Origin of the sequence: Leptospira fluminis, assembly GCF_004771275.1 — a bacterium.
GTDB classification, from domain to species: domain Bacteria; phylum Spirochaetota; class Leptospiria; order Leptospirales; family Leptospiraceae; genus Leptospira_B; species Leptospira_B fluminis.
In genome coordinates this window covers 262,850-287,489 of record NZ_RQEV01000012.1, presented here as the reverse complement: position 1 = coordinate 287,489, position 24,640 = coordinate 262,850, and the positions used below count along the sequence as shown (strand labels likewise).

The following is a 24,640-nucleotide window of genomic DNA, read 5'->3' as shown; positions in this document are numbered from 1 at the left end:
AAACTCAATGTTTTTCGGAGGAAAGCAATATGGATTCGAGCTGCGACAATGTGCGATCCAAATCGTCGTTCAGAATGACATGATCGAATTCGTTCCTGCGGGAAAGTTCCTGTTTTCCGTTGCGTATCCGTTTCATTATGCTTTCTTCGGAATCCGTTCCGCGGGCTCGAAGCCTTCTCTCCCATTCTTCTTCGCTAGGAGGAAGGATAAAGATCGTAACGACAGTGTTTCCCAATTTCCCCTTCAAGAGCGCCGCACCCTGCACGTCCAAGTCCATAATGACCGACCTTCCGCCCGCAAGACATTCCTCGACGTATTTTCGTGGAGTACCGTAGTAATGGTCGTGAACCTTGGCCCATTCCAGAAATTCGTTTTCACGAATCCCGCGCTCGAACGCCTCGGGAGTTAAAAAAAAATAGGTAACCCCCTCTTCGTCTCCCGGACGCGGCGGTCTCGTCGTGCAGGAAACGGAAAAAGCGATCTGGGGGTGTTTTTCCCGGACCAAACGAATCAAAGTGGATTTTCCGCCGCCTGCTACGGAAGAAAGAACGAAAAGTTTAGAAGACACTTAGTCCTTTTCTTCCTCTTCTTCTGCTACGGAATTGTCTCGGCTTTCGATCCGTCGAGTCAATGCCTCGACGCGAAGATTAGAAAGGACCAAATGATTGGAGTCCGTGATAATGATGGATCTGGTTTTTTTCCCCTGAGTGGCATCGATCAGACTATTATTGCTTTTTGCTTCGTTCCGAATTCTTTTTGCCGAAGCGGAATCGGAATGAATAATACCGACGATCTTCGAAACCATTACGATGTTTCCGAAACCGACGTTTAGGACGCTAAATTGAGACATTAGACCCTCCGGTTTCTTTCCAACCTGAACCTTTCGATGATATCCACCTCGCCTGTCGCCAAATCCAGTGCTTCTGAAATATCCTCATGAGAATATCCTTTTTTCAAGAGGAAAACAACCTTCTCTATCTTTGTCGTACCGACCGGTAAATCTTTCAGAATAGCCTCGGGAGAAATTTTTACTCGGTCGGATTTTTGCGGCTCGAAACCCGCGATTTTCCGTTCAAGCAATCTGCCGAAATCCTGTTCTACCGGAATCTTATTGTCTCGTATTTTCGGTTTTACCGGAAACGCTTTTTCGATCTGTCCCGTCTCGGGGACATACTCCGACTTCGACCGAAGACTTCCTCCACCTGTCGCTTCCGCGTTTAAAGGAAGCGCCTGCGAAAACGGATCTCCGCCCAAAGAAATGTCGAAAGTGGAACTAGGATTGTACATAGGCTGAGGAGGTCTAGTGGGAGAAGGAGAAGCCAGCAGTTCCTGAGCGTCCTTCCAACCTAGGGAATCCTTGATTCGTTTTCCGAAATTTTTCAGGATTCCGATCGTCCCCGAATCGGCAGGTTCTTCGATCTTTTGCGAAGAAGCAGTTCCGCGATTTTCCCGTTTGCCTACGGTTTCCATCCCGGGAATATCTTCCGGCATATTTTGCCTGTACAAATGACCTACGCCACGACCTGCCTTGGAAGCGAGGTCCGTTCGCTTTTCCTCCGGCGCTTCCGGAGATTTTTTCATTTCCTTCTGCTTTTCGCGGATCAAGGTGAGGTATTCTTCCCTGAACGAATGTTCTTCGGAGGCGACTTCCTCCAAACCCACCTCTTCTAAGGAGGAAAATTCCTCCTTTCGAGGAGTTGTTTCCCCCGCCGGTCGAGGCTGACTTCCGAATTCGAGAGGAAGGTCCGAGATTTCTCCGATCCGTTCGGGAAGCTCCTCCACTTTTTTCAGGATGGACTTCAATTTCTCTTCCAAAGAATCCGTCTTCTGCACCAGGATCTTATAGGCTTGCACTTTAGAATTCAGTAATTCTATATGGTTTTCCGTTTCGGATTGAATCTCGTCGACCAAAGTCCGTACTTCCTCGTTGATCCGTCGGATCATATGAGATCGGATCCTCTTCGTGACTTGGGCGGTAATGCCTATGTACAGACCTACGCCGAGGACGACGTTTAAAAAAATCACTGCGAACAGTTCCATGCATCCGACCTCCGGGTGGAAGTTTCCAACAACATCCCTTCGGAGGTAATTTAGAATTGCATCGGTGTCGTTTAGGCCAGCACGTCCAGACCGGTTCGGGAAGCCGTTTTGTATTCTATCTTTCTTCCCGATTGGTCATAGGAAACGATCTTATCCTTGCCGCCTTCCGGACGAGGTCCTTTAAAGGAGCGGATCTCTTTTTCGATTTCCCCGATTTTTTGAACGTAAGACGTCCTAAGCCTTTCCCTATATTCCGGAGACAGGGAAAAAATCTCCGCGTACATCTGTACTGCATATTTTTTATCTATATTGTACTCTCGGACCGACTTTTCGTTTTGAGCGATTACGTTGGTGAGAGTGTGCGGATTCTCCACCATGGTCCGGCGAAGGATATCCGTTGCGGCTCCATATCCCGAAAGGGGTTCGTTCAGCCTCATAGCCTCTTATTTTACTCGAGACCGATTTTTTCTCCAGTCTTTTTTATCCGGCTCGGGATCCTGGTACGGAAGTTGCCGGATGACTCCGTTCTCTTCCACAAAGGTCTTATGTTTGATTTCGTTCCGGGTCTTAAAGTCGGAATTTCTGATCTTCAAAGTAACGCCGCCGAAAAGGGTTTTTTCCACGGAAATCATTCCGTTGGCGGCTTTTTCCTCTATGTAGTTGCGGAGGTTTTGGATTTCGTTCTCGTATTCCCGGATCCGAATCTCCAGCTTTTCCACAGCCTTGGCCGTTTTAGACAATTGCTGTTCCTGGTCCTTGGTAAAGGAGGCAGGGTCGCTCTCTTTGCGCGCTTTTAAAGTCTTTAAACTTTTCGTAAGTTGTTCGAACTTCTCCTGGTTCTCCGCCAGTTTTTCCTCGTATTCCGCGATCTGTTTCAATACTTTCGGATCGGTTCCGACAACCAATTCTGTGGGCGGGTTGGCGGAAGAACCGATCACCTTCGCCGCAATCATCTCTGCGGCACGAATGGTCCCGCCTACGATTTGGCCCCGCTTTCCGTTGGACACGACCTTTCCTCCGGCGCTGATAAAGCAATGGAGAATTCCTTCCTGGACGATCACATCCTTCTCGGTGATAACGGTGGCGTTCTGTATGAATTTAGCGATCACATTTCCGCCCGTCGATTCTATACGCGCCTCGTCCCGCCCGGAAACCCCTTGACGGATAATGATATCTCCGTCGGCTTCTATATTCGCCTTTTGTACGGTTCCGTAGATCTCTATATTTCCGGCGGCCTTGACCGAATAATTGTCTTCCACATTCCCGGTGATAATGATGGAGCCGAGGAACGTCACGTTCCCGGTCTTGATACCTACGTCTCCGTTGACTCGGTACACGGTCTCTACGGAAAGCCGCCCGGCTGCGTATACGACTTGGCCGTTCACTTCCGCAGTCAGTTTGGTTCTGTCTTCCGAGAGGATGGTTCCTTTGCCCTGCTTCAGCTCCGTGTCCAGCCCGTCCTTAGCGGGTAAGAGCTCGTTGAATAAGGAACGGCCGTATTTTCCTTTCTCAGCGGGAACCTTCTCCGCCAATAACTGACCCACGACTACGTTTTCGATCAGATCCAAGTCCTTGTAATCCACACGACCGGACTCGTCTTCGCGGAAGACCACATTCTTTTGGGTACGGACACGATAGATGATGGTCGCATTTTTACCGTTGACGGGTTGGTCCCCCTCCGCAGCGGTAAACGGTTGGGTATAATATTCGTCTTCAAGCCGACGTTTGATCTCGTCCTCTTTGATCCCGTATTTTATACCGGCGTTCTTCAGATAGTTGATCACGTCTTTGACTTCCAAATCTCTTCCTCCCGGCTTGGGAGGAATGAACGTCACCTTAGCCCTCATCCTGTCGGGCGCTATATCTAGCACGAGCTTTCCTTCCATTCCCGGACGAGGTTTGGCGTTGGAAATGAATACCGGTTCTCCCTTGGCTTCCTTGACCAATTTCCGAATCTGATCTTCGTCCAACTGCCCCACTCCCCGGTAAGAAAGTTTTTTGGAAGCTTCAGCAAGCTCGACTGCCCTTCCGTCTCCCGCAGGCGGAAAGACGGTGAGGTAGGCTCCGTTTCTTAGGATCTGAACGAGAACTCTTCCGTCCCTGTCCTTAGGCTGTAGGAACTCCTTCAAATCTTTGGAAACTAATTTTCCGGAACCCCCGGTCAATTTCTTGTCCAGCTCGGACAACTCGTCCAAAAAATTGTCCTCGGGAATGAGGGAAGCTCGGATATGCCAGGGTTCGGAACCCAAGAGTTTTTTCTTGCCGCGTTTGATGACGATATAATCGATTTCGTGGATCTTCCGTCTCAGATGGGAGGCGGCCAACTGTAGGCATTTCTCCAAAGTTTCGGCCAAGACCTCTACTTGCTCGTTTTGGAGTTTATCCAATTCTTTGGACTGGTCTTTGAGAAAGGAGGTTAAGGAAGACATAGCGATAGTTTCAGCCGGAGCTCACAGGAAGACGGAATCCGAAATCGGAGGAATCAGCGGACGACTTGGGGAAATAATTTCTATATATAAGGAAATTCTCATATAGAACTCCTAAAAAAAGGATTACTTCTTCGTAATGACCGATTTTACTTTTCCCAGTTTGCTTCTCAATCTGGCGACGGCCCTAGTATGAAGCTGGGAGATCCTGGACTCGGTCACTTCCAGCACTTCCCCGATCTCTTTTAAGGTAAGATCCTCGTAATAGTAGAGGACGATAACCTTCTTTTCCTTATCCGGTAAGGTCTTGATCGCTTCGACAATGACGTTTTTGATCTCTTCTTTCTCGATGATCGTATCCGGATTCATGTTCATCGGAGATTCTAACGTTTCCATGAAGGAGACTTCGTCGTTTTCGTCTCCGAGAAACCAGATATCATTGAGGGATACGAGAGAAGTACCGCTGATTTTCGTAAGAAGAGAATTGAATTCCTCCACGGAAATTCCCATCTCTTTCGCGATGGCCTCGTCTTCCACATGAGCGCCTTCTTTGTTCTCCAGCATTCCGATAATCTGTTCCAATTGCTTGGCTTTTTGTCGGATCGAGCGGGGAATCCAATCGATGGAACGCAGTTCGTCGAAAATCGAACCGCGAATCCGAGTCATCGCGTACGTCTTAAATTTGATTTGTCTGTCCGGGTCGAACTTTTCGATCGCATCTAGAAGTCCGAATACTCCGTAGGAGACCAGGTCATCGAACTCCACATTTTGGGGCATCCCGATCGCGATACGACCGGCCACATGCTTGACTAAGGGAGAATATTTCTCTACGAGATAACTGCGTATGTTTTGGTCTTTGGTGTCCCGATAGGACTTCCACAGTTCCGTTTCATCCGTATTATTATATTTATCAAAAAGTTTGGACATAACATCGGACTGGGAAGGTCCCTCGATTAAGAGTGTCGAGGACCAAACCGATTTGCAATAGCATTTTTTGTCGCAAAAAACGGGAAATCAAGCAGTTTTTTGTCTCATTAGGAAATGCTGGTGGATCCTACTTTTCGGACCCGCCATCATCCTTGGCGAGCATCGTTCGAATGGCTTCCGCCATCAATTTCGGTTCGTTTTTGATGGCGATATTTTCCACCATAATATGGTCGCCAAATTTTTCCGTCTTTCTGCGCGGGATCCCAGCAACGGCGGCCCGGCCTTCGTCGCCGCCGCTCGCCGATTCGAAATGTGCGGACGAAGTGTCCCCGTCCAATCTCTCTCCGTACAGGTTGCTCGCCCCGGCTTCGCCACCCTCGCTCTCAAGGGAAGAAGAATAGGAACCGGTCAAATTCCGAAGAAAGTCCAGGAACTCGGGAACCTTCATTTCTAAAATCGTATAGACTCCGAATCCGAATCCGGCCATCCCGATCGTGGAAAGTAAAGTAATGAATAAGACGTGAGTCACGTAATTTCCCGCTAAAAATCCGCAGACGGAACTGACCACCAGTCCCAAAAAAGCGAAAAAAGCGAGAAATACGATCTGAAGGTTCAATTGTCGTCCAGACTCTGCTGCTTCTCGCGGACATCCACGAAATTAAAAAATTTCTTAAAGAAGCCTCCGATTCCGGAATCCTCCTGCGCATCCATTTCCTGGTTCAGAAGGGAGTAAGTGATCCGATTGAGACAGGCCGCCGCTTTGCTTTTCGGAGAGTGGATGATGTAGGGCTTTTGTTCCCGGATGCTTTTTTCCACCTCGTCGTCCTGAAAGATAAATCCCAGATTTTCGACCCGGACTTCCAGGAATTGTCCGGAAATGTCTATGACCCGATCGGCGACCTTCTTACCTTCGATAGCCGATCGGACCCGATTCACCACCATTTTCAGATTTTTATCCCTACTTTGGGAAACGATGGCTTTGATCAGTCCGTAGGAATCCGTGATCGCTGTCGGCTCGGGCGTGGTGACTACGATCACGTCGTCCGCCGGAAGCGTGAGCCCGATGACATTGGAGCTGATTCCGGCTCCCGTATCTATGATCATATAATCGTAGGAATCCAGATCCCCGAATCCCTTGATCAGATTGTTTCTTTGGGTGTCGTTCAAGTTGGCCAGTTGGGAATATCCGCTCGCTCCTGCGATGATATCCACCCCTTCCGGCGCCTGGATGATGATGTCCTTTAAACTCTTATGTCCCTTAACAACGTGGTATAAATTGTATTTCGGAATGATCCCCAATATCACGTTTACGTTGGCGAGTCCCAAATCTCCGTCGAAAACTAGAACCTTCTGTCCCGCCTTGGCCATGGAGATGGCGAGGTTCACGGAAATCGTACTCTTTCCTACTCCGCCTTTTCCGGAAGCGATCGCGATTATTTTGGTCATCGGTTTGGTCGAAGAAACGAGCTTAAGACTCGTATTCCCCTCGGTGAGTTTCCGCAGTTGGGCCGCCTGGTCCATCCTAACCTCTTCTTCGAACAATCTTCATCGCGGAATTTTTCACCCCGCGGTGGAAAAGATTTCGCCTTTGATATCTTTGATTCTTTCAGGATTTACCACACACTCGGCAAGTAGATGCTTTTCCGCAGGGATCATATCAAAAGGCACTTCCTGACCGACGCTCAAATGGGTAAAACCCTTATTAAGTGTATCGGCCAATTCCAGAAATCCACCTAAAAATTCCGCTTCGTCTAGTTTGGTTAATAAAATTCTGCGGAAACCCAAAGGTTCGTAGGCTTTCATCACCGAGTGGGAATGATGATACGATGAGGTAGAGGATAATACAAGGATATTTTCGACGCTGTCTTTTTCCCCGAATGCGGACAAATAACCGTACATTTTACCTAGCTGGTCCATATTTCTGTGACTGTATCCGGCAGTATCGATCAGGATCAGTTCCGAACCGTCCCTAGCCAAGGTTTCCTGGAATCGTTTCAGATCCTTTACGGCATAGAATGGCATTTCCATGGTATCCGCGTAACGTTTTAATTGCTCGATCGCCGCGATCCGATAATTGTCGGTGGTGTATAAGGAAACCGCCTTCCCCATGTGAAGGTGGTATTTTGCCGCAAGTTTCGCGATGCTGGTAGTCTTGCCGCTTCCCGTCGGACCTACGAAAAATACGACTTTTCTTTGGCCTCTCCCTGTTCCTTTGAAAATGTCCGGCTCGGAACTTACTCGTTCGGAAAGGACTTGAACCGCTTTTTCGTTTACGGAGGCGACTCGGGATCGATCCAGAGGAGAAAGCCTCTGTTCGACCGCGGAAGCGATCTCCTCGGCATAACGAGAGGTCATTCCTTCCTGGACCAACCTTTCTTTGAGTCGATTCAAGTGGGAATCCGCTTCCGGCTTTCGAACCGTAGCGATCCTGGGTTCGAATTCCCTCGCGAAAGAGAGACCGAATCTCTCGTCCTCAGATTGCGAATCCGTATCCGATTCCTCGGGCAAGGAAGTGACGGAAGGAATTCGTCTCGACCTTTCTTCCCAGGACGGAATCTCTTCGGAATGTTTCCGTCGTTCGGGTGTCTGAACGGATTTTTGCTTTAGCAATTCCTTCAGGTCCTGCAATTTCTTTTCCACCTTTTCCCGAGAGCTTGCTTTTTCCGGGATTCCTACCTGGATTTCTACGACTTTTCTCGCCATCAGACCGGTTCCGAAAACTCCACCTTCCGTCAAAATCCGGTGTTCGATCACGTGAGCTTCCGGTCCGTATTTCATTTTCATCTGCATCAAGCAGTCCTGTAGGTCTTTTCCCCTGATCTTAGCGAAATCCATACGTGCTCCTTCTTGTATTCTTTACGTTTTTTTAAACCGTTTCCACGGCTTCGGCGGCTTGCGCCTGGGTCACCCGGAGTTCCCCCACGATCACGGTAGGTACGGAAGAATGGACTTCCTCCAAAGCGAGTACCGCGAAATTTCTGGGCGGGAATTCCTTTGCTAGGAAATATGCGAACGGCATCCGTACCTCTCGGTTGACCACGTAGATCGGGAAGCCCCTGCTCTCCTGGACCTTGCGGTTCATCTCGGCTACGGATTCCAAAAGTCTTCTTTGAAAGTCAGGCGGTAAGATCAATATATCCCTTCCTTCCAGTCGATCCTGCGCGAGGGATTTGTTCAATCTGTCCAGAACCCTTCCTTCCACCACGACCACCTGAAGTTTTCCGTCGACCATATAGTCTTTTACGATCGTATTCGAAATGGCTTGGCGTACGAATTCCGTAAGCACATAAGGATTCGGGTATTTGGACATTTTGTTTGCGACCGTTTCCAAAATCGGAACCAGATTCCGGATCCCCAATCCTTCCCGCAAAAGATTCTGGAGTACTTGTTGTAACATCCCCAGGTTTCCCGGTTTGTCCGCTTCCAACTCCTGGATGAGAGTAGGATACTGGGAACGATAATGATCCAGAAGTTTCTTCACCTCTTCCCGCCCTAACAGACTTGCCGCGTGTGTCGCAAGCAATTCCCTTAGATACGTGATGATCACGGTGGAAGCGTCGACCACGATGAACCCTTTTGACTCCGCGTCTCCTTTCGTATCCCCGGAAATCCACTTCGCGGTCCGCCCGTACGCTGGCTCCATGAAAGACTCCCCTTCTATGGAGCTTATATCCTGACTTTCGGCGGAAGGCATCGCCATCAACTTGTCCGGCCGGATCGTGCTCGCCCCGACCTCTACGCCGTTGATTTTTATGGTGAATTGATCCGGAGGTATTTCAAGATTATCTAAAATACGAATCGGCGGAATCACGATCCCGCTTTCTCTAGCGAATTTAGCCCGCAAATTCGAAATTTGGTCCATCAGGGTTCCCCCCTGGGAAGTGTCCACGAGAGGAACCAGATGATATCCGAATTCGATCTCGATCGGCTCTATACGAAGCTCGTCGTAATAGTCCCGCGGCTTTCGGTCCGTTACGGATTCCTTTTCCTTTTTTTCCAAGACTTCCAATTGTTCCTGAACGGTCTTTTCCATGGAATACGCAAGATACGCGAGACCGCCAGCAAGAAGCGCCATCGGGATAAAAGGAAGCCCGGGAATAAAGGCCCCGAGCCCGAGGGAAGCCGCGACCACGTACAATACTTTAGAGTTTGCGAAAAGTTGGGTCTTGAACTGCTTTGCCAAATCGGCTTCCGATCCGGAACGGGTGACGATGATACCCGTCGCGACCGTAGTCAAGAGGGCCGGAATCTGGGAAACCAAACCGTCGCCGATCGTAAACTTGCCGTAGGTTTCTATTGCGGAAATGAAGGACTCTCCCCGAATGCTAGCCCCGATGATCACCCCGCCTAACAAATTGATCGCGGTGATGATCAATCCCGCACGAACGTCCCCTTGAACGAATTTACTCGCACCATCCATGGATCCGTAAAAATCGACTTCGGCCTCGATTTTTTTTCGCCGTTTCCTGGCCTCTTCCTCGTTGATATTCCCCGTAGAAAGCTCCATATCGATGGCCATCTGCTTTCCCGGGAGGGCGTCCAAAGTGAACCTGGCGGCCACTTCGGAAATCCGGGTCGCACCTTTGGTGATGACCAAGACCTGGACGATCACTAAGATCAGGAATATGATGAATCCCACCACGTACTTGCTCAACCCCGATTCGCTCCCGACGATAAACGAACCGAAGGCGTCTATGATCGCGCTGTTCACCGCGGGCCCTTTGGAGAGGATCTGCCTGGTGGTCGAAACGTTTAACGCCAAACGATAAATGGTAGTGATCAGCAAAAGACTGGGAAAGATGGAAAACTCCGCAGGCTCCTTGATCGAAAGGGAAGTCAATACGATCAAAAGGCTGATCGCCAGACTGAAAAGGATCAGAAGATCCAGGATCATTCCGGGCAAAGGAACGACGAGCATTCCGACGACCGCAACCGCGCCCGCGCCCAGGATGAAATCCGACTGCATGTACCATCTCTTTTCCATGAGTTTCTCCTAATCGTCTACGACGCGTTGCGGAACGCCTTCCTGAAAGATTCGAGTTTGGTAAAGATAACGCTGAGAGCCGTGTAGAATCTGGCGGGGACTTCCTGGCCGATCTCGACTTCGTCGTATAACATCCTGGCCATGGGCCGGTCTTCCACGGTCGGAACTCCGTTGGATCTCGCGACCCGAATGATCCGGAGCGCAAAATCGTCCACTCCCTTTGCGATCACGACAGGAGCCTTATGGACGCCGGGTTTGTATTCCAGAGCCACCGCAAAGTGCGTCGGATTCGTGATGACCACGTCCGCTTTCGGGACTTCGGTTAACATTCTACTTTTCTTGATCGTATCCCTTGCCATCTGTCGCCTTCTGGCTTGTAGAGAAGGATCTCCGTCCTGTTCCTTCATTTCCCGTTTCGCCTCGGAAGGGGTCATCTTCAAGGACTCTTCGTATTCGTATCTCTGAAAAAAATAGTCCCCGACGCTGATCGCTAGGAGGAGGATACCCACGACTACGAAGATTTTGAATGCCGTAAACGTGATCAATGTGACGGACTCTTCCAAGCCCATGTCTCCCAGCATCAGGATGCGGAAAAAATCCTTTTCGATCACGAAATAAGATACCCATCCGATGATCGCGACCTTTGCCAGCGATTTGCCTAGATTGAATAAGGTCTGGCGATTCGGGAGAATCCTCCGGAAATTCGGCCGGATCCGGCTGAAATTGAAAGCCAACGCCCGAGGAGCGAATAAGAAACCGACTTGCAGTACGTTTCCGACGATGGCGGCAACTACCGTGATTCCCATTAGGGGCAAAAGCAGTTGGGTGATGTCCCAGAGAGCGTTGTTCATCAGTGAGGACACCGCTTCCTGGCTGACGGAGTCGGCGGAGCGGATTCCGAAAAAGTATTTTCGCAAAAGATAATACGATTTCATGAAAAAATATTCACCCATGAGATACATGAGTACGACTCCGGCCAGGAGAACGATCGCGGACGGGACTTCGGCGCTTTTCGGGACGTTCCCTTTTTCCCTTTCCTCTCTCCTGCGCCTTTCGCTACCGGGTTGGGTACGTCCTTCGTCCTCTGCGGCGAACAACTGCAGGTCGATTTTGAATTCTTCCGCCCTAACGGAGGAAGAAGACTCAAAAACCGGGAAGGCCCGCCTCGGGTCCAGGATACGGAGAATTTCCGACAAAGTAATTCTCATTGCGTCGGCCATTCTCTTAACAGATAATTCACTTTTTCGAAAGAGAGTTGAAAAGCCGAACCCATCTGGGAGACCAAAAACGGAACGATCAGGATCATAACGATCAGACCGATCGCGATTTTAATCGGAAAACTCAACTGCAGGATATTCAATTGGGGAGCGGCTTTTCCCATCAAGGCCTCGGACACCGTAACCAGAAAAAGAACTCCCAAAACGGGAAGGGAAATCTTAAAGGCCACGAGAAACATGGCGCCCACCGCCCCCTCCATCGCTCGGTACAGTCCATCCTGTATTTCCGGAGCGATTTTCAGAATCTGTATTTTCTCGAAAGAATAGGCCAAGCTTTCGAATAGAAAACGATACGCGCCTAGGGTCAGGAACAAAAGCATTCCGAGCATATTCTTCAAGGTGCTGATTACCGGAAGGCTGGTTTGGGAGATGGGGTCCAGAATTTCCGCATAACCGAAACCTAATTGAACGTTGAAAAATTCCCCCGCCATCTGGAAGGCCGCAAAGACCAGTCCGACCAAAAAACCGATCAGAATTCCGATCAATACCTCTCCCACCGCGACTAGACCGTAATCGATCATATTTCCAGGAATCGGCGGAACGAATCCCGCCGAAACCGGAAACAGAATCACCGCGATCAAAAAGCCGAAGGACATACGATGGGCGAAAGTGATGGATGCGAATGAAAACACGGGAGCAACCGACAATAAGCCCACGATCCTAGCGAGGATCAGCAAAAAGACCTGAAAGTTCCCGACGAAATATTCCATTCGAATTTCCTAAAACTTCTCTATCATCAGGAAAAGATCCCTGGTATAGTCCGTTGCGGTCTGAAGCATCCAACCCGCAAAAATCACGATCACCACGAATATGGAAAGCAGTTTAGGAACGAAGGCGATGGTAGGCTCCTGGATGGAGGTCGTGGTCTGCAAAATCCCGATCACCAAACCCACGATCATTGCCGTCAGAAGGATGGGGGAAGACAACTTCAACGTGATGAACAGTGCGTCTCGGATCAGGGTAATCGCGTCCACTTCCGTCATTTATAACTCCTCACCAACTCGTAGACGATCAGGTTCCAACCGTCGACAAGAACGAAAAGGATCAGTTTGAACGGAAGACTCACCATCACCGGAGGAAGCATATTCAGACCCATGGAAAGAAGCGCCGAAGCCACGACCAAATCCACTACGATGAAAGGAATGAATATGATGATTCCGATCCAAAAAGCCTTTTTGATCTCGGAAAGCATAAAGGCCGGAATCAGAACGTAGCTAGGAACATCGTCGAAGGATTCCACCTTCTCCACTTTACCGATTTTCAGGAACAGGGCCACGTCCTTTGCTCCCGTCGGACCGATCTGACGGATCATAAATTCGCGCATGGGGACCATGGACTTATCGAAGAATTCGTTCGTGTCTATCTTTCCGTTCATGTACGGAGTCAGCGCCTTCTCGTAGACAACGTTCAGGGTCGGTGCCATGATAAAAAAAGTCATGAAGAGAGCAAGTCCCACCATCACTTGGTTCGGCGGAAGGTTCTGTATGGAAAGAGCTCGCCTTACGAAATCCAGTACGATCACGATTTTAGTGAACGAAGTCAGAGACATGACGATTGCGGGAGCGAGAGAAAGAATCGTTACCAAAAAAAGGACCATGAGAGAGAGGCTGGTCTCTCTCGGCCCCTTGGCTTCGTTTACGTTGATTCCTAAATTCGGAATGGGGATACGCGTCGCTTGGGCGGAAACCTCCCCTCCCAAGCAAAACAGTAGGAGAAAGGCTCCGGTAGCGGATCCGCTTAATGCCCAAAATAATTTTTTATGTCTCTTTATCCAAGAAACGGATTTTGGAAATAGACTTTCAAGAGCTCCCGCCAATTTTCCCCCTAGTTCAAATCGAATAACCCGTTTTCCAGATTATTCCTTTCTCTCTTGATTTCGTCCAACTTCTGCTTCAGCTTTTTCTGTTTTTCTTTTCTGGAACCTGGACTCGGCTTCAGCAAAGGTTCTTCGGCCGGAGTCTTTCCGGTGATTCGGGTATTCAAATCCTTGATTTGCTCCAAAACGGAAACCAGGAAGCCTCCTTCGGGCGGCTGGAATTCGTCTTTCATTCTCTGCAATCTGGATTTGGTTTCCGGATCCGTAATCTCAGAGATGAGGCTAATCCCGCTGTCCGCCACTCCCAACACGAAAATCTGCCCGGTCACCTCTACGATTTGGAGTTGCTTGTTCGTTCCTAAAATCAGGCTCCCTAAAAGATTCATCTCGCCTCGGACAGGCAGTTTGGAATCTCGAGAAGCAGCTATGGTCCGCAAAATCCAATAAACCGCACCACAAAGAATTCCCAGCACCAAAACGATTCGAAACAGAATTCCGCCCAATCCCGGACCTTCCGAAACGGGTCTGTACCGTTCTTCGATCGGGTTTTGCGTATCCTGTTTTGCACCGGTACTCTTTGCGGGATCCGACTTCGCTTCCGAATTTTGCTTGGAACTTTCCGGAGAACTCTCCCCCTTCAGTTCCTTCTTGAGAAGTTCGTCCATGGTTTCCCGATCGGAATCCTGAGCGCTCAAATCCAGAGGACCCGATAAAACACAAAAGACTCCGATCGCCAAAGCGAGGGAGCCGAACCGAAACACCAGCGGTTGGAATGAAATGTTCTTTCTGTTCATCCGCCTCCCGGCTCCGGCCTAATTCTATCCGCCGGACTGACGATATCGGTGACGCGAACACCGAAGTTTTCGTCGATGACGACGACTTCTCCTTTTGCGATCAGTTTCCCGTTCACCAAAAGATCCACCGGTTCACCCGCAAGCTTGTCCAACTCTATAATGGAACCTTCTCCCAATCCTAGAATGTCCTTGATGTACATTTTGGTTCTACCCAATTCCACCGTGACGGACATTTGAACGTCCATCAGAAGATTCAGGTTGGGAGCGCCTTGCGCACCGCTCGCAGTGGCAAGATTCGGAAAGGATACGGAGCGCATACCTACTTGACCGGCTCCTCCGCCTCCACCCATTCCACCCTGAAAGCCTCCGCCTCCATAATCCGCTCCTCCGCCTCCGGAACGTTTGGACAAAGAAAGAATGTCGCTCGCCATTGCGAAGGAGAGTAGAAACTGCACGCGGAAAGAAGGGAGTCCTTCTATGGAAAGATTAAAAAAAGTGCGAACGATCGGATCCCCTTCCGGCAAGACCAACGCGGCTGGAGAAGTCACATGCCTGGTTTCCGCGGGAGATCCGTTGACCCCTCCTCCGGTTTTCGCCGCAATCTGGGATTGGAGCGCGCCCATGATGGGAGTCAGACTGTCCTTCAGGGTCTGCAATTGTCCCTCATCGAGTCCTCCCGAATCGAAACCACCCATCATCATATTCGCGATTCTAGCGGCGTTGTCGGCTCCGATGGCCAAGACCACGCGGCCGTTCAATCCGCCGGAATAGGTGGAATATAAAATCAGCGTGCCTGCCTTGAGTTCCGATTCCACATCCTTGCGGGACTTCGTTTCCGTAGTGGGGTTCAGAAAACTGGAGGTTTTGGAGAGAATCGCTCCCAAAGTGTTGCCAGCAGTTTGGAAACAATGGGAAAGAAAATCCGACAAGAGGTCCCTGTCCACAGGGGAAAGCCCCGCGACTTCTTTCGATCCGCCTGCTGCTGCCGCGCTTCCGGGATCGAACGTTTCATTGGCACCCGCTAACAGTGCATCTATTTCTTCTTGGGAAAGGGATCCTTCGCCCATACCTGCGATCTCTCTATGAATTTTGGATAAGGAGACATAATAAAAAGATTTTTGTCGATCCCTTTTTTCTCTTGCCTGGAAAAACAGGGGAATACGTGTGAGGCTTTGTAAATTTTATCCGGAACCCAAGGGCAAAACAAGACAAAAAGAGGGCCTTTTTCCCTCTTCTTGTCTATTCTTACGGGCTTCCTAGATCCCCTTCTTTTCCTTCCCAGAGGAGACGCAGAGAATCGAAGCTATAAATCCCGGTATTGTGATAGTCTCCCCAGACCAGATTCAAGGCGTAACGGCCCACTTTGGAAAAGGACAGCAGTTTTGCCTCCCGGATGGCGCCTGTAGCGGCTCCGATTTTCCCCCCGTGCCCACCCTTACAAACCACACAAGGACAGCGCTTGCGCAGATCCAATAGGGAATATTCGGACTCTGCTCCGTCCTTCCAGCGGATTCGCAAAAACTCTTCGTCGAATTCTATCCCGTCCGGCGTGGTCGCCGCTAAACTCAAATTCATCCGGATTTACCTAGGCAACTGGATCAGCTTTTTCCTGAAATGACCCACCGTCGTTCCGTACGTGATCTTTTCGTTGATCGCAAGTTCAGAGAAATCGAAAGTATCTCTCTCGAAAATCAGGATCACGGTCGAGCCCATTTCGAACCTCCCCAATTCCGCACCTTTATCGATCATAATGGACACGTCCTTATAATCCTCTTCTTTCGGGGTGCGAATCAGAGTATTCGTGACGATTTTTTTGTCGTAGGTGACTCTGATCCGGCCCACGTTGGAAGCCCCCACCTTAATGACGGCCACCAAGCCGTATTCCGTTTGCAGGAAGGTGATTAGACGCTCGTTTTTCGGAAAGAGACCCCGGATCCCGAAAACCGCCAATTCGTTTACCGGAAATAGTTTCCCCGGTTCGTAGTAATATCCCAGAATGCGACCGTATGCAGGGGAATGGATCCTATGATAATCCTGGGGAGATAAATAAAACGTAATGTATTTTCCGTTCTGGAAACGTGAAAGGTATTTTTCCCCGCCGATCAATTCTTTGAGGCTGAAATCCACGCCTTTTGCCTGTAGAATCACCTTATCGTCTATGTCCCCGAATCCGGTGATTTTTGCGTCGACGGGAGAAACTAGCGCGTTTTCCTCCGAGTCGATGATTCTCGCCCCGGCCTTCAGCGCTCTGGTAAAGAATTGGTTCAAGGAATTGTATTCGCTGATATGCAAAGCGGCTTCGTCCAAATTGATCTTATACGCTTTCGCGAAAGCTTTCAGGATCGGAATCATGATGAATCTGGGCAATCTCAGAGCGGCCAACAATCCGAAAAGGAGGGAAACAAGATTTTTAGGAAGGATGGAAAGGAGCAAAAGGTAAAAATCTTTAAAGATTTCGTAATGCGCCCCTCCCTCCAGGAATTTACGCAATTCCGTTTGCGCCACTTTTACCAAAAGAACGAGGCTGATGAGAACCGGAACCCCCGTAACCAAGGCCAGGGAGTATCCGATCCCGAACATCTGGAGCAGGAACTCCTCTCCGAATTTCAGATACGCATAGGCGGAACCTAGGATCGCCACGATGAAAAGGATCCGATACGCGTTCGCGAATTTCTCCCCGAATATGTACCTCGCATTCTGTTCGCCGGTATAGAACCAACCGGAAATGGCCACCACACCGAATAGCAAAAAGGAAGAAATGAGCAGGATATGCGCAGGATCGGCCGGTCCGGACACTACGATCCGAACGAAAGAAAGGATTCCTTCCGTATCCTTAACGCCGAAAGAATACAGCGCGTAGATGACCAGAGTAGCGACGATAAACCCTTCGAAAAAAGTGGCCAGCATACTGACCAACCCCTGTTTTGCCGCCTGATCGGTGCGCACCACTCCCGCGACGCCGGCACTCTTTCCGATTCCGGTTTCCGTAGACAGGAAGAACATACCGGTTCCGGTACTGAAGATTCGAACCAAAGAATACGTTCCTCCCAGCAAGACGGAGATAGGATTTGCGGCTTCCGTGAATACAACGTTCAAAAACGGAAGGAAGCCTGAAAGTTGCCCGCTAAATAGCAGAATATAACCTAGAAAAAAACAAAGTAATCCGATCGGAGCAAGATAGCCGGAAACCCTTCCGATCCGTCTGATCCCGCCCAATACTACGAACACTACGACGATGCTGACAAGGGCAGGGACAGTCATTCCCTGGATATCGAATCCTTTTTGAGTCAAATAAGAAACTCCTAATATAGGCATGGCCCCACCCATGGCCAATACCGTCAGGAGTCCCGCTAGGGAAAAAGCGATTGCCAACCACCTGGCGCGGAGGGCTTTTTCGATGAAATACATGGGACCGGAAAGATACCTTCCGCTCTCCAAACGGATCCGGAATCGGATGGCGAGTGTGGAAGATACGAAACGTAGTGGCATGACTAAGAATGTGGAAAGCCAGATCCAAAGTAATACCCCCGGGCCTGCCAAAATCAAAGAAAGCGCGGATCCTAGTACGGCTCCCGGCAAAAGGGAAGAACCCGTTCCCGCAAAAAACGCCTGAGAATGAATCAGTCTTCCTCTGGACCCTTTGTAATCCATGTTTCCGGAAAAAATTTTTATCGCGAGAAACAAGAACCGGACCTGGGGAAACTTCAGCCGAATTGTCAGATAAAAACCGATGAACAAAAGGAAGTAAAAGTACGGCTTGAGTAGGTCCAAGTCCAGAAAGGGAAAAAGTTTGATAGCGGTCATCCCTGCGGCGTTTCCTTGCAAATAAAGACTTTTAGAATGGAAGCCCCCGAAAAACGGTGATCGTGTTGCCGGGTTCGATCAAAGATTTCCCGAACAGAGCCAAACAACCACTCCTTTTTGGATCCGAAATGCCTTATACGCGACTTCCCAAAAGATTCCGAACCCTTTTTAGCGGCTTACTCCTGTTTCCGACCCTGATTTTCGGGGAAGACGCGGCGATTCCGAAATTTAAGGAACTCCCCCAGGAAAGAGTGTCTCCCGCCGAAGACAAATGGGAATTCGGAGCGAGGTTCGGAGCGGGCCTCCGGGGAATGGACCGATTCGACCACAATCTAGGAGGATTCACCTCTTCCTTGGATCCGACCGTGTTTACGGTGACGAAGGTGAGAAACGAAAGGACCATGACCCAGGGAGAAATCCTGATCCGAAATCGATTTTCGGGAAATTTCAAGGTCGGGGTCATCGGAGGCTTTCATTATTTTCAGAACTTCGGGCTCACGAATATCACCGGAGATCCGTTTTATACGAAATTACATTTCGGTATGGAGAGTTTGTATCTACTAGCCATGGTCTGGCAGGACGGAAGGATCAATCGGCGCCTAAATTGGGAGGCGGGATTCGGCGGAGGCTACACCAAGGCGCTCTGGGTATCCGGAGGATATGCCACCAACGGAAAAGATTATTACGTCCAGAATGGAAACCTGAGCGGTTCCGGTATAGAATTTCGTCTGGAAGGATCCATCTCCACTCCCGTGACGAATCATGTGACCGTAAGCGCGGGGGTCTTTCTATCCTGGATCAACATAGCCTCTTTCGATGGTTCGTTTAACGGAAGCACGTCAAGCGTTTATATTAGGCAGGACGGAAGGGTTTCCCCTTTGACCGAATCCGCCAACCAACAGAATATACTCCTTTCTCAGCAGTATTCCCGCAAATTGGATATGCAATCGGCTTACGGCGGAATCTTTTTCGGAGTCAATTACAGACTTTGAAGGCGGAATTCTGCCCCGCAAGCTCCGATTCGCGAGCAGGAAGAAACGTCTTCAGTGAACGGTAGGATTTTCCGCGAGTAAGGGAGAAGGAGGCGCGTTCTTGTATTTCGGCTCCTCCAGCTTGTCCTTCATTTTTCGGAGAGTTTCGTAAGGAATGTCCACTACCACAAAATTCGCGATCGAGGAAGGAATGCTTCCTCCGGGCTCGCTATGAACCTGGTAGGTTACCTCCACTTCGTCCCCTTTCGGGGCGAATCTCCAATACCCTTTGATCTTTCCTCTCACGAGTCCTTTCTTTTCCGGCAAAACGTTTTCCGCGGGCCTCATCGTATACGTGACCGCTCCCGTGGTCTTGTCCTGGGAAAAAACGGAATGCACCACAAAATCCCTGTCGTCCAACGGCCAGGGTACGCCGTTCCAAATATATATGTATTTCTCCCTGGAATTCAAGGTCCGGATGGCCTCCGACTTTTTGCAATCCTTGAGCCAAGTGGTGTATGCGGCGTTGTCCTCCAAAAGCGCGAGCACGGAATTTAAGCTCGCCTTCACTTTCGTCTTACCGCGGAACTCCTTCAACTCCGAGCCCTCGACATTTCGCGTATGAACGGTCACGCCGTTCTTCTCTTTCGCAAGCTCCCACCCGAACAATTGAAAGGGCAGACATAAAATCAAAATTCCTAAAATAGTCCGATGCATCATAAAAAACCGTCCGTCAAGTCGGGGTTGGATTTTTTCCGAAAACGGAAACCCAGTCAACCGCTTTTCGGAAAATCGACATTCGCGTGAGATCCGAGATATGTCTTAAATGTCGAAGGAAGAAGGTTCCCGTTTGTATTTTAAGGGTTTTTGCAGATATTTGATGAGCAGGACCCGGTTCCCTTTTTCGTTGAATTTGACGACGTCGAATACTCTGCGAGTCATCATGATTCCCCTTCCGTGAGTATAACTCTCTTGGTTCAACTTTTCGCCGTCCATGTTCAGGACTTTCTTAAAATCGAAGCCGTCTCCTTCATCGTATATTTCGAATCCGATTCTGTTCGAATTTAAGGAGTAAGCCACCTTGACGGATCTGGAACCGTAAAAAATTTCCTTCTGTCTTTTTTGGATGAACTCCATATAATTCCCGGCTTTGATCGCATCCGTCTTCTCGTCGAAACTGATCCCTAAGTTTCCGTGCTCGATCGCGTTGATGAGCACCTCCCGAAGACAGGTCCGCACGACCGTAACGACCTCGGATCCGGTAAACTGGCCCAGGTTGGAAGTCAATTGTCTGCTGAGAATATCCGCGTTTCTAAGATAATTATTCACGGTAAAGTGCATGCTTTCGCTTTGCAAAAATCGGGAAAGAATATCCTCCGAAATTTCGGATACCTTTCCTAAGACCATTCTTTCCCCTTCCGTATCGAAGGATTGCAAACGGATTTTGACGGGTCTAGGTTCCATTACGTATTTTTGGCTGAACTCCGAATGAAAATCCACCGTCTTACGAAGCTTCAGGTGTTCCTCCAATTTTTCCTTCGCCAAATAGATGTTTAACGATCCGTCCGGTCCTTCGGGGGAATAAATCAAATCCAAGAAACTCTTTCCTTGTATCTCGGAAGGTCTGTAGCCCGTCAGCCTAGATAAGGTCCGATTCGCATCCCTAACCCTACCTTCCTTGTCTAGAGTGAGGAGCAATTCCTGGGCTCCTTCGAATAGATTCCGGAACCTCATTTCGGATTGTTCAATGGAATGTTTCGCGGCATCCAATTCGTCTACCCGGTTCGTTAGATCCTTCGAAAGTTCGTTGACCCTGTCCGCCAAAGACATACCGATAAGTAGCACGTGAAATAAGGAACCCAATTCGATTCCCCAGGACGCGACCCAAACCGTACGCGAAAGAAATCCGGAAAATTTCAAACCGTATAGAAAGACTCCGAAAAGAAAGACCAACCAAGCACCGAGGAAAAAGGAAGTCGACCTTACGTTCCGGGATAAGTTCTGGACTCCGAGTAGAATCAGACAAACCAGTCCGAAAAAACCGACGGGAAAGTACAACGCCATCCCGAATCGAATCGGCAAAAAAGCGCTCACGAAAGCCGAAGCTAGGGAGAAAAAGATCAAACCCAAAATCAGAGCATGGATTCTAGGATTTCTGGAGCGGGCATCGAAGTATCTTCTTCCGAAATCGGCGGCAGCCGCTATGGACAAAAGACCGAGAGGCGCGATACACTGACTCGCCCAAACCGTGGCTTCCGGCCAAAGATATTGGAAACCGTAACCGTGCAGGATCCATTGCAAAAAGATTCCCGCGCCCACATACGACGAAAACGAAAAGTAAACGAGTTCTTTCGTGGATAAAAATAGAAACAAGTTATAGAAGACCAAGACGAGGATCGCCCCGAAGTATAGACCTTCCAGGATCTGTTCCGAGTTGGCCTTGGTAAAGAAGTCCTCTCGCTTGTAGGCCAGAGCGGTAAAATTCATCGCGCTCGTGGTCTGGACTCGGATAAAGATCGAATCCTGGGAATGACCGGAAACTTCCAAAGGAAAACTAGGATTTCTGTAGAACAACGGGCGTTCGCGAAAAGGAACGGAATCCCCCGCCCAGTAGACTGGATCCGTCCCGGAAGAACTCCTATAGAGTTCGATCCGATCCAGATAAGGATATTGGATTTCCAGAACCCAGGAGACAGGAAGATTCGTTTCGTTTTCCACTCGGATGCGGAACCAATAAACGGAGGAACCGTAACCGAAATACGGGGAAAGTACCGGTTTGAAATCGTCCTTTTTTTTCAGAACTTCCGCAAAGTCCGTCCCCTCTTCTGAATCCACCCAAAATTCCGCCTGCCCGCCGAGAGGAAGTCCTTCGGCAGGAATTTTATCCGTGTCGAAAGCGAAACTGGAACCGGAATAGAGAAAAAGAACGAAATAGAAAACGAAAAATAAAGAACGACCTTTCCCTAGTTTTCCTTTATTATAAATCCCTTTCACGTTATCTCCGGCCGTAGAAAAGCGGATCGGCACTTCCGATCCGCCCCGTCCAAATTCAGATTATCATTTTTTCGTTTTGGATGCAGCTTCTTTAATCAAACCTGCCGCGATTTCGTTTCTCTGGATCTGGCTGGTCCCTTCGTAGATTTGTAGGATTTTGGCGTCGCGATAGTATTTTTCCACCGGATATTCCTTGGTATAACCGTATCCCCCGAAAATCTGCACCGCGTCCGAAGCCACTTGAACCGCAGAATCGGAAGCGTAGCATTTTGCCATGGCGGAAAATTTTGCGGCGTCCTTATGCATGGTTTCCGCATAGACACCCGCGCGATATGTCAATAAGCGGGAGCCTTCTATCTTGATCGCCATATCCGCGAGCATGTGCTGGATTGCTTGGAAGGAAGCGATGGTTGTTCCGAATTGTTCCCTTTGACGGGCGTAATCCACTGCAGCATCGAACGCTCCTTGCATGACTCCCACGGCGCCTGCGGCGACTGCAGGACGGGAAAGAATCAAGGTTTTGAATGCGTGCAGGAATCCTTGGTTTTCCTTTCCCCCCAGAAGGTTCTCTTCGGGAACCTCGCAATCTTCCATGATGAGCTGTCTCGTCTCGGAGCAACGGATTCCGAGCTTGTCCTCTTTCTTACCGAAAGAAAATCCTTTGGTTCCTTTTTCGATGATGAAGCAGGAAATTCCCCTCGGTCCTCTTTCCTTGTCCGTCATTGCAAATACAGTATAGATGTCCGCCTGTCCGGCGCTGCTAATCCATTGCTTCGTGCCGTTTAGAATATATCTGTCCCCTTTTTTCACGGCGACGGTGGCCATCGCCGGAACATCCGATCCTGCATTCGGCTCGGAAAGCCCGAAAGCAGCAGTCTTTTCCCCGCTGGCCAAAAGAGGAAGCCATTTGTCCTTTTGGGCTTTTGTGCCTCCGACGTCGATGGGAAGAGCTCCCAATTTCGTGGAAGTGAAAGCGGTATTCACACCCAAGCATCCCCAGGACACTTCTTCCGCAAGAACGATTCCGCCCATCATTCCGTAACCCAGACCGCCGTGTTCTTCGTCGAATAGAGCCTGGTACAGACCGGCCTCTTTAAATTTCTGTAGAATCGCTTTCGGGTATTCGTTATTTTCATCATAATGCATGCGGTTGGGAACCACTTCCTTACGCACTACGTCTCGGACTAAATCTCGAAGTTGTAATAACTCTTCTGGAAGATCGAATTGTAATTTGGATTGCAAGAGGTTGTCTCCTTGGATTAGATCGGGGGGAATCTCCCCTACCGGGCCAAGTATTTTCGCTCCCCTTTTCCAAGGCAAGTCGTTGCCTTCCGTCCGATTCGGATTCGTAGCGTCTACTTCTGGAATCTATTTAGTTTTAAATACGAACTAAACTCGGAAAAGAATTCCGGAGCGGAATAAAAAATATCCTAAAAGGAAAGGAATGGAAATCAGACGGACGCCTTCCCACATGAAGGCATTCTTACGCCCTTCCAAAAGAAGGCCGATACAATAAAAGGAAAAAATGATCCAGGTTCCGAAGATCGAAAATAACTCCGCGGGAATCGTCTCTTTTTTGAATAACTTTAGAAGAGTAACCGCCGCAACCGCGGACAATACGAATTGAAGGATCGAGTAAATTTTTCTCCATTTTGCAAGAGGAGGATCAAATTTCCGGAATGTTTCCCGATTTACTTGCGGGACCTTCCTCGGACCTCCCATAGAATCCGGTCGCCAATCCGGTTTTTTGAATAGTACGAATATCTTATCCTTCCAGGTGGACGCCTGTCCCGTCAATCGCCAGAGTTCGGCATAGACGTGCAGATTCGCGGAGATCGGATCGAAAGTCCCGAGTTGAGTCGTAAGTCCGTAATTCGGTTCCTGTTTTTCCTCCGCGAAAGTTCCGAACCATTTGTCCCAAAGGATAAGAATCCCTCCGTGGTTCTTATCCAGATATTCCGGGTCCCTTCCGTGATGGACCCGGTGATGGGAAGGAGTGAGCAGGTATTTTTCCATCCAGCCGAGTTTTCCGATCAAACGGGTGTGCACCCAAAATTGATAGATTTTCAGGATTCCGTGACAGACCAAGAACATCCACCAGGGAACTCCCGCGAGCGCCAGAGGTAGATTAAAAGCGTATTCGAAGATCCTCTGAAAACTGCACTGCCTCAGAGCAACAGACAGATTGAATTCTTCGCTTGAATGATGAGTAACGTGGCAGGCCCAAAGGAAATGGATTTCATGTGTGGCTCTATGGAACCAATAGTAAATGAAATCCACCGCGAGGAGGACGACAAGCCAGGAAAACGCCTCGTTCGGCAGGAACTCCCAACCGTTAGCGCCTTTTTGAAACGGAGAACCCGTCGGAATTCCCGGAACGCCGAAAAGACTTTGGAGAGAAAAATGAGTGCGGGTAATTTCGTACACCCACAAGGAGGCTACGGTGACGAAGACGCCGGTGAGGGAAAAAAGGATTCCTGTTCCCAAATCCGTGATCGTATCGTTCCATCTATAGACCTGTCTTTTTTTTCCGACAAAGGATTCCACGAGAATCAGAATCAGAAAAAACGGCACTGCGGCATCGATCAAAGATTCTCCCATTTGCAC

23 protein-coding genes are annotated in these 24,640 nt (G+C 49.3%); 1 reads left to right on the top strand and 22 read right to left on the bottom strand.

Annotated features, from left to right (window positions below):
* Window positions 1–4: 4 nt before the first annotated feature.
* The 18 genes from gmk to asd all read right to left on the bottom strand — a co-directional run bounded on the left by gmk (window position 5) and on the right by asd (window position 18,068).
* The gene (gene gmk / locus EHO61_RS13300; RefSeq protein WP_135814053.1) at window positions 5–568 is read right to left on the bottom strand and encodes a guanylate kinase; all 564 of its coding nucleotides are present in this window, start codon (window positions 566–568) and stop codon (window positions 5–7) included.
* On the bottom strand, window positions 569–850 hold the full coding sequence (locus EHO61_RS13295) for an extracellular matrix/biofilm biosynthesis regulator RemA family protein (protein WP_135768227.1): 282 nt from the start codon (window positions 848–850) through the stop codon (window positions 569–571).
* On the bottom strand, window positions 850–2,040 hold the full coding sequence (locus EHO61_RS13290) for a hypothetical protein (RefSeq protein WP_135814052.1): 1,191 nt from the start codon (window positions 2,038–2,040) through the stop codon (window positions 850–852). Before EHO61_RS13290 ends, EHO61_RS13295 begins: the two co-directional genes overlap by 1 nt.
* Window positions 2,041–2,111: 71 nt before the next feature.
* Window positions 2,112–2,477, bottom strand: coding sequence for a hypothetical protein (locus tag EHO61_RS13285; protein ID WP_135814051.1), 366 nt, complete (start codon window positions 2,475–2,477; stop codon window positions 2,112–2,114).
* A gap of 6 nt (window positions 2,478–2,483) precedes the next feature.
* Window positions 2,484–4,469 carry a FapA family protein gene (locus tag EHO61_RS13280; protein WP_135814050.1) on the bottom strand — a complete coding sequence of 662 codons (1,986 nt, stop codon included), beginning with the start codon at window positions 4,467–4,469 and terminating at the stop codon, window positions 2,484–2,486.
* Window positions 4,470–4,592: 123 nt separating this feature from the next.
* Window positions 4,593–5,393: an RNA polymerase sigma factor WhiG gene (gene whiG, locus EHO61_RS13275; protein WP_135768231.1), complete on the bottom strand. Its 801-nt coding sequence runs from the start codon at window positions 5,391–5,393 to the stop codon at window positions 4,593–4,595.
* A 127-nt stretch (window positions 5,394–5,520) separates the two neighbouring features.
* Window positions 5,521–6,009 carry a hypothetical protein gene (locus tag EHO61_RS13270; RefSeq protein ID WP_135814049.1) on the bottom strand — a complete coding sequence of 163 codons (489 nt, stop codon included), beginning with the start codon at window positions 6,007–6,009 and terminating at the stop codon, window positions 5,521–5,523.
* Window positions 6,006–6,914, bottom strand: a complete 909-nt coding sequence (locus EHO61_RS13265) for a MinD/ParA family protein (protein ID WP_135814048.1) — start codon at window positions 6,912–6,914, stop codon at window positions 6,006–6,008. Before EHO61_RS13265 ends, EHO61_RS13270 begins: the two co-directional genes overlap by 4 nt.
* 39 nt (window positions 6,915–6,953) lie before the next feature.
* Entirely contained in the window at window positions 6,954–8,228 is a 1,275-nt protein-coding gene (flhF, locus tag EHO61_RS13260) for a flagellar biosynthesis GTPase FlhF (RefSeq protein ID WP_135814047.1), read from the bottom strand.
* 31 nt (window positions 8,229–8,259) lie between these two features.
* Complete coding sequence (locus EHO61_RS13255) at window positions 8,260–10,377, bottom strand: flagellar biosynthesis protein FlhA (protein ID WP_135814046.1); 2,118 nt, start codon at window positions 10,375–10,377, stop codon at window positions 8,260–8,262.
* Window positions 10,378–10,394: 17 nt separating this feature from the next.
* Window positions 10,395–11,597, bottom strand: coding sequence for a flagellar biosynthesis protein FlhB (flhB, locus tag EHO61_RS13250; protein ID WP_246032130.1), 1,203 nt, complete (start codon window positions 11,595–11,597; stop codon window positions 10,395–10,397).
* Window positions 11,582–12,364, bottom strand: a complete 783-nt coding sequence (fliR, locus tag EHO61_RS13245) for a flagellar biosynthetic protein FliR (protein ID WP_135814045.1) — start codon at window positions 12,362–12,364, stop codon at window positions 11,582–11,584. The genes flhB and fliR overlap by 16 nt, the downstream gene beginning before the upstream one ends.
* Before the next feature lie 9 nt (window positions 12,365–12,373).
* On the bottom strand, window positions 12,374–12,637 hold the full coding sequence (gene fliQ, locus EHO61_RS13240) for a flagellar biosynthesis protein FliQ (protein WP_135768237.1): 264 nt from the start codon (window positions 12,635–12,637) through the stop codon (window positions 12,374–12,376).
* A complete protein-coding gene (gene fliP / locus EHO61_RS13235) occupies window positions 12,634–13,362 on the bottom strand; it encodes a flagellar type III secretion system pore protein FliP (RefSeq protein ID WP_135814232.1) in 729 nt (242 codons plus the stop codon). The genes fliQ and fliP overlap by 4 nt, the downstream gene beginning before the upstream one ends.
* Before the next feature lie 116 nt (window positions 13,363–13,478).
* Window positions 13,479–14,264: a FliO/MopB family protein gene (locus tag EHO61_RS13230; RefSeq protein WP_135814044.1), complete on the bottom strand. Its 786-nt coding sequence runs from the start codon at window positions 14,262–14,264 to the stop codon at window positions 13,479–13,481.
* Window positions 14,261–15,331, bottom strand: coding sequence for a flagellar motor switch protein FliN (fliN, locus tag EHO61_RS13225; protein ID WP_135814043.1), 1,071 nt, complete (start codon window positions 15,329–15,331; stop codon window positions 14,261–14,263). Before fliN ends, EHO61_RS13230 begins: the two co-directional genes overlap by 4 nt.
* A 178-nt stretch (window positions 15,332–15,509) precedes the next feature.
* Window positions 15,510–15,839 carry a DUF971 domain-containing protein gene (locus EHO61_RS13220; RefSeq protein ID WP_135814042.1) on the bottom strand — a complete coding sequence of 110 codons (330 nt, stop codon included), beginning with the start codon at window positions 15,837–15,839 and terminating at the stop codon, window positions 15,510–15,512.
* Between the two features lie 6 nt (window positions 15,840–15,845).
* Window positions 15,846–18,068, bottom strand: coding sequence for an archaetidylserine decarboxylase (gene asd, locus EHO61_RS13215; protein WP_135814041.1), 2,223 nt, complete (start codon window positions 18,066–18,068; stop codon window positions 15,846–15,848).
* Window positions 18,069–18,133: 65 nt separating this feature from the next.
* On the opposite strand from asd, the gene EHO61_RS13210 reads away from it, so the two are divergent.
* Entirely contained in the window at window positions 18,134–19,060 is a 927-nt protein-coding gene (locus EHO61_RS13210; RefSeq protein WP_135814231.1) for an LIC_11366 family protein, read from the top strand.
* Window positions 19,061–19,111: 51 nt separating this feature from the next.
* Here EHO61_RS13210 and EHO61_RS13205 read toward each other — a convergent pair whose 3' ends face one another.
* From EHO61_RS13205 to EHO61_RS13190, 4 genes are all read right to left on the bottom strand, one after another.
* Complete coding sequence (locus EHO61_RS13205) at window positions 19,112–19,759, bottom strand: START domain-containing protein (RefSeq protein WP_135814040.1); 648 nt, start codon at window positions 19,757–19,759, stop codon at window positions 19,112–19,114.
* 102 nt (window positions 19,760–19,861) lie between these two features.
* Entirely contained in the window at window positions 19,862–22,066 is a 2,205-nt protein-coding gene (locus EHO61_RS13200; RefSeq protein WP_246032128.1) for a 7TM diverse intracellular signaling domain-containing protein, read from the bottom strand.
* Between the two features lie 30 nt (window positions 22,067–22,096).
* Window positions 22,097–23,275: an acyl-CoA dehydrogenase family protein gene (locus tag EHO61_RS13195; protein ID WP_135768244.1), complete on the bottom strand. Its 1,179-nt coding sequence runs from the start codon at window positions 23,273–23,275 to the stop codon at window positions 22,097–22,099.
* A 147-nt stretch (window positions 23,276–23,422) separates the two neighbouring features.
* Entirely contained in the window at window positions 23,423–24,634 is a 1,212-nt protein-coding gene (locus EHO61_RS13190) for a sterol desaturase family protein (RefSeq protein ID WP_135814039.1), read from the bottom strand.
* Window positions 24,635–24,640: the final 6 nt, after the last annotated feature.

Excerpts from the sequence above, each read along its gene's own strand:
- EHO61_RS13265 (WP_135814048.1), bottom strand. The coding sequence starts at position 6,914 with ATGGACCAGGCGGCCCAACTGCGGAAACTCACCGAGGGGAATACGAGT.
- fliR (WP_135814045.1), bottom strand. The coding sequence starts at position 12,364 with ATGGAATATTTCGTCGGGAACTTTCAGGTCTTTTTGCTGATCCTCGCT.
- fliN (WP_135814043.1), bottom strand. The coding sequence starts at position 15,331 with ATGGGCGAAGGATCCCTTTCCCAAGAAGAAATAGATGCACTGTTAGCG.
- EHO61_RS13205 (WP_135814040.1), bottom strand. The coding sequence starts at position 19,759 with ATGATGCATCGGACTATTTTAGGAATTTTGATTTTATGTCTGCCCTTT.
- EHO61_RS13230 (WP_135814044.1), bottom strand. The coding sequence starts at position 14,264 with ATGAACAGAAAGAACATTTCATTCCAACCGCTGGTGTTTCGGTTCGGC.
- EHO61_RS13285 (WP_135814051.1), bottom strand. The coding sequence starts at position 2,477 with ATGAGGCTGAACGAACCCCTTTCGGGATATGGAGCCGCAACGGATATC.
- EHO61_RS13220 (WP_135814042.1), bottom strand. The coding sequence starts at position 15,839 with ATGAATTTGAGTTTAGCGGCGACCACGCCGGACGGGATAGAATTCGAC.
- whiG (WP_135768231.1), bottom strand. The coding sequence starts at position 5,393 with ATGTCCAAACTTTTTGATAAATATAATAATACGGATGAAACGGAACTG.
- EHO61_RS13280 (WP_135814050.1), bottom strand. The coding sequence starts at position 4,469 with ATGTCTTCCTTAACCTCCTTTCTCAAAGACCAGTCCAAAGAATTGGAT.
- EHO61_RS13190 (WP_135814039.1), bottom strand. The coding sequence starts at position 24,634 with ATGGGAGAATCTTTGATCGATGCCGCAGTGCCGTTTTTTCTGATTCTG.
- EHO61_RS13255 (WP_135814046.1), bottom strand. The coding sequence starts at position 10,377 with ATGGAAAAGAGATGGTACATGCAGTCGGATTTCATCCTGGGCGCGGGC.
- flhF (WP_135814047.1), bottom strand. The coding sequence starts at position 8,228 with ATGGATTTCGCTAAGATCAGGGGAAAAGACCTACAGGACTGCTTGATG.
- flhB (WP_246032130.1), bottom strand. The coding sequence starts at position 11,597 with ATGGCCGACGCAATGAGAATTACTTTGTCGGAAATTCTCCGTATCCTG.
- EHO61_RS13290 (WP_135814052.1), bottom strand. The coding sequence starts at position 2,040 with ATGGAACTGTTCGCAGTGATTTTTTTAAACGTCGTCCTCGGCGTAGGT.
- EHO61_RS13295 (WP_135768227.1), bottom strand. The coding sequence starts at position 850 with ATGTCTCAATTTAGCGTCCTAAACGTCGGTTTCGGAAACATCGTAATG.
- fliQ (WP_135768237.1), bottom strand. The coding sequence starts at position 12,637 with ATGACGGAAGTGGACGCGATTACCCTGATCCGAGACGCACTGTTCATC.
- asd (WP_135814041.1), bottom strand. The coding sequence starts at position 18,068 with ATGACCGCTATCAAACTTTTTCCCTTTCTGGACTTGGACCTACTCAAG.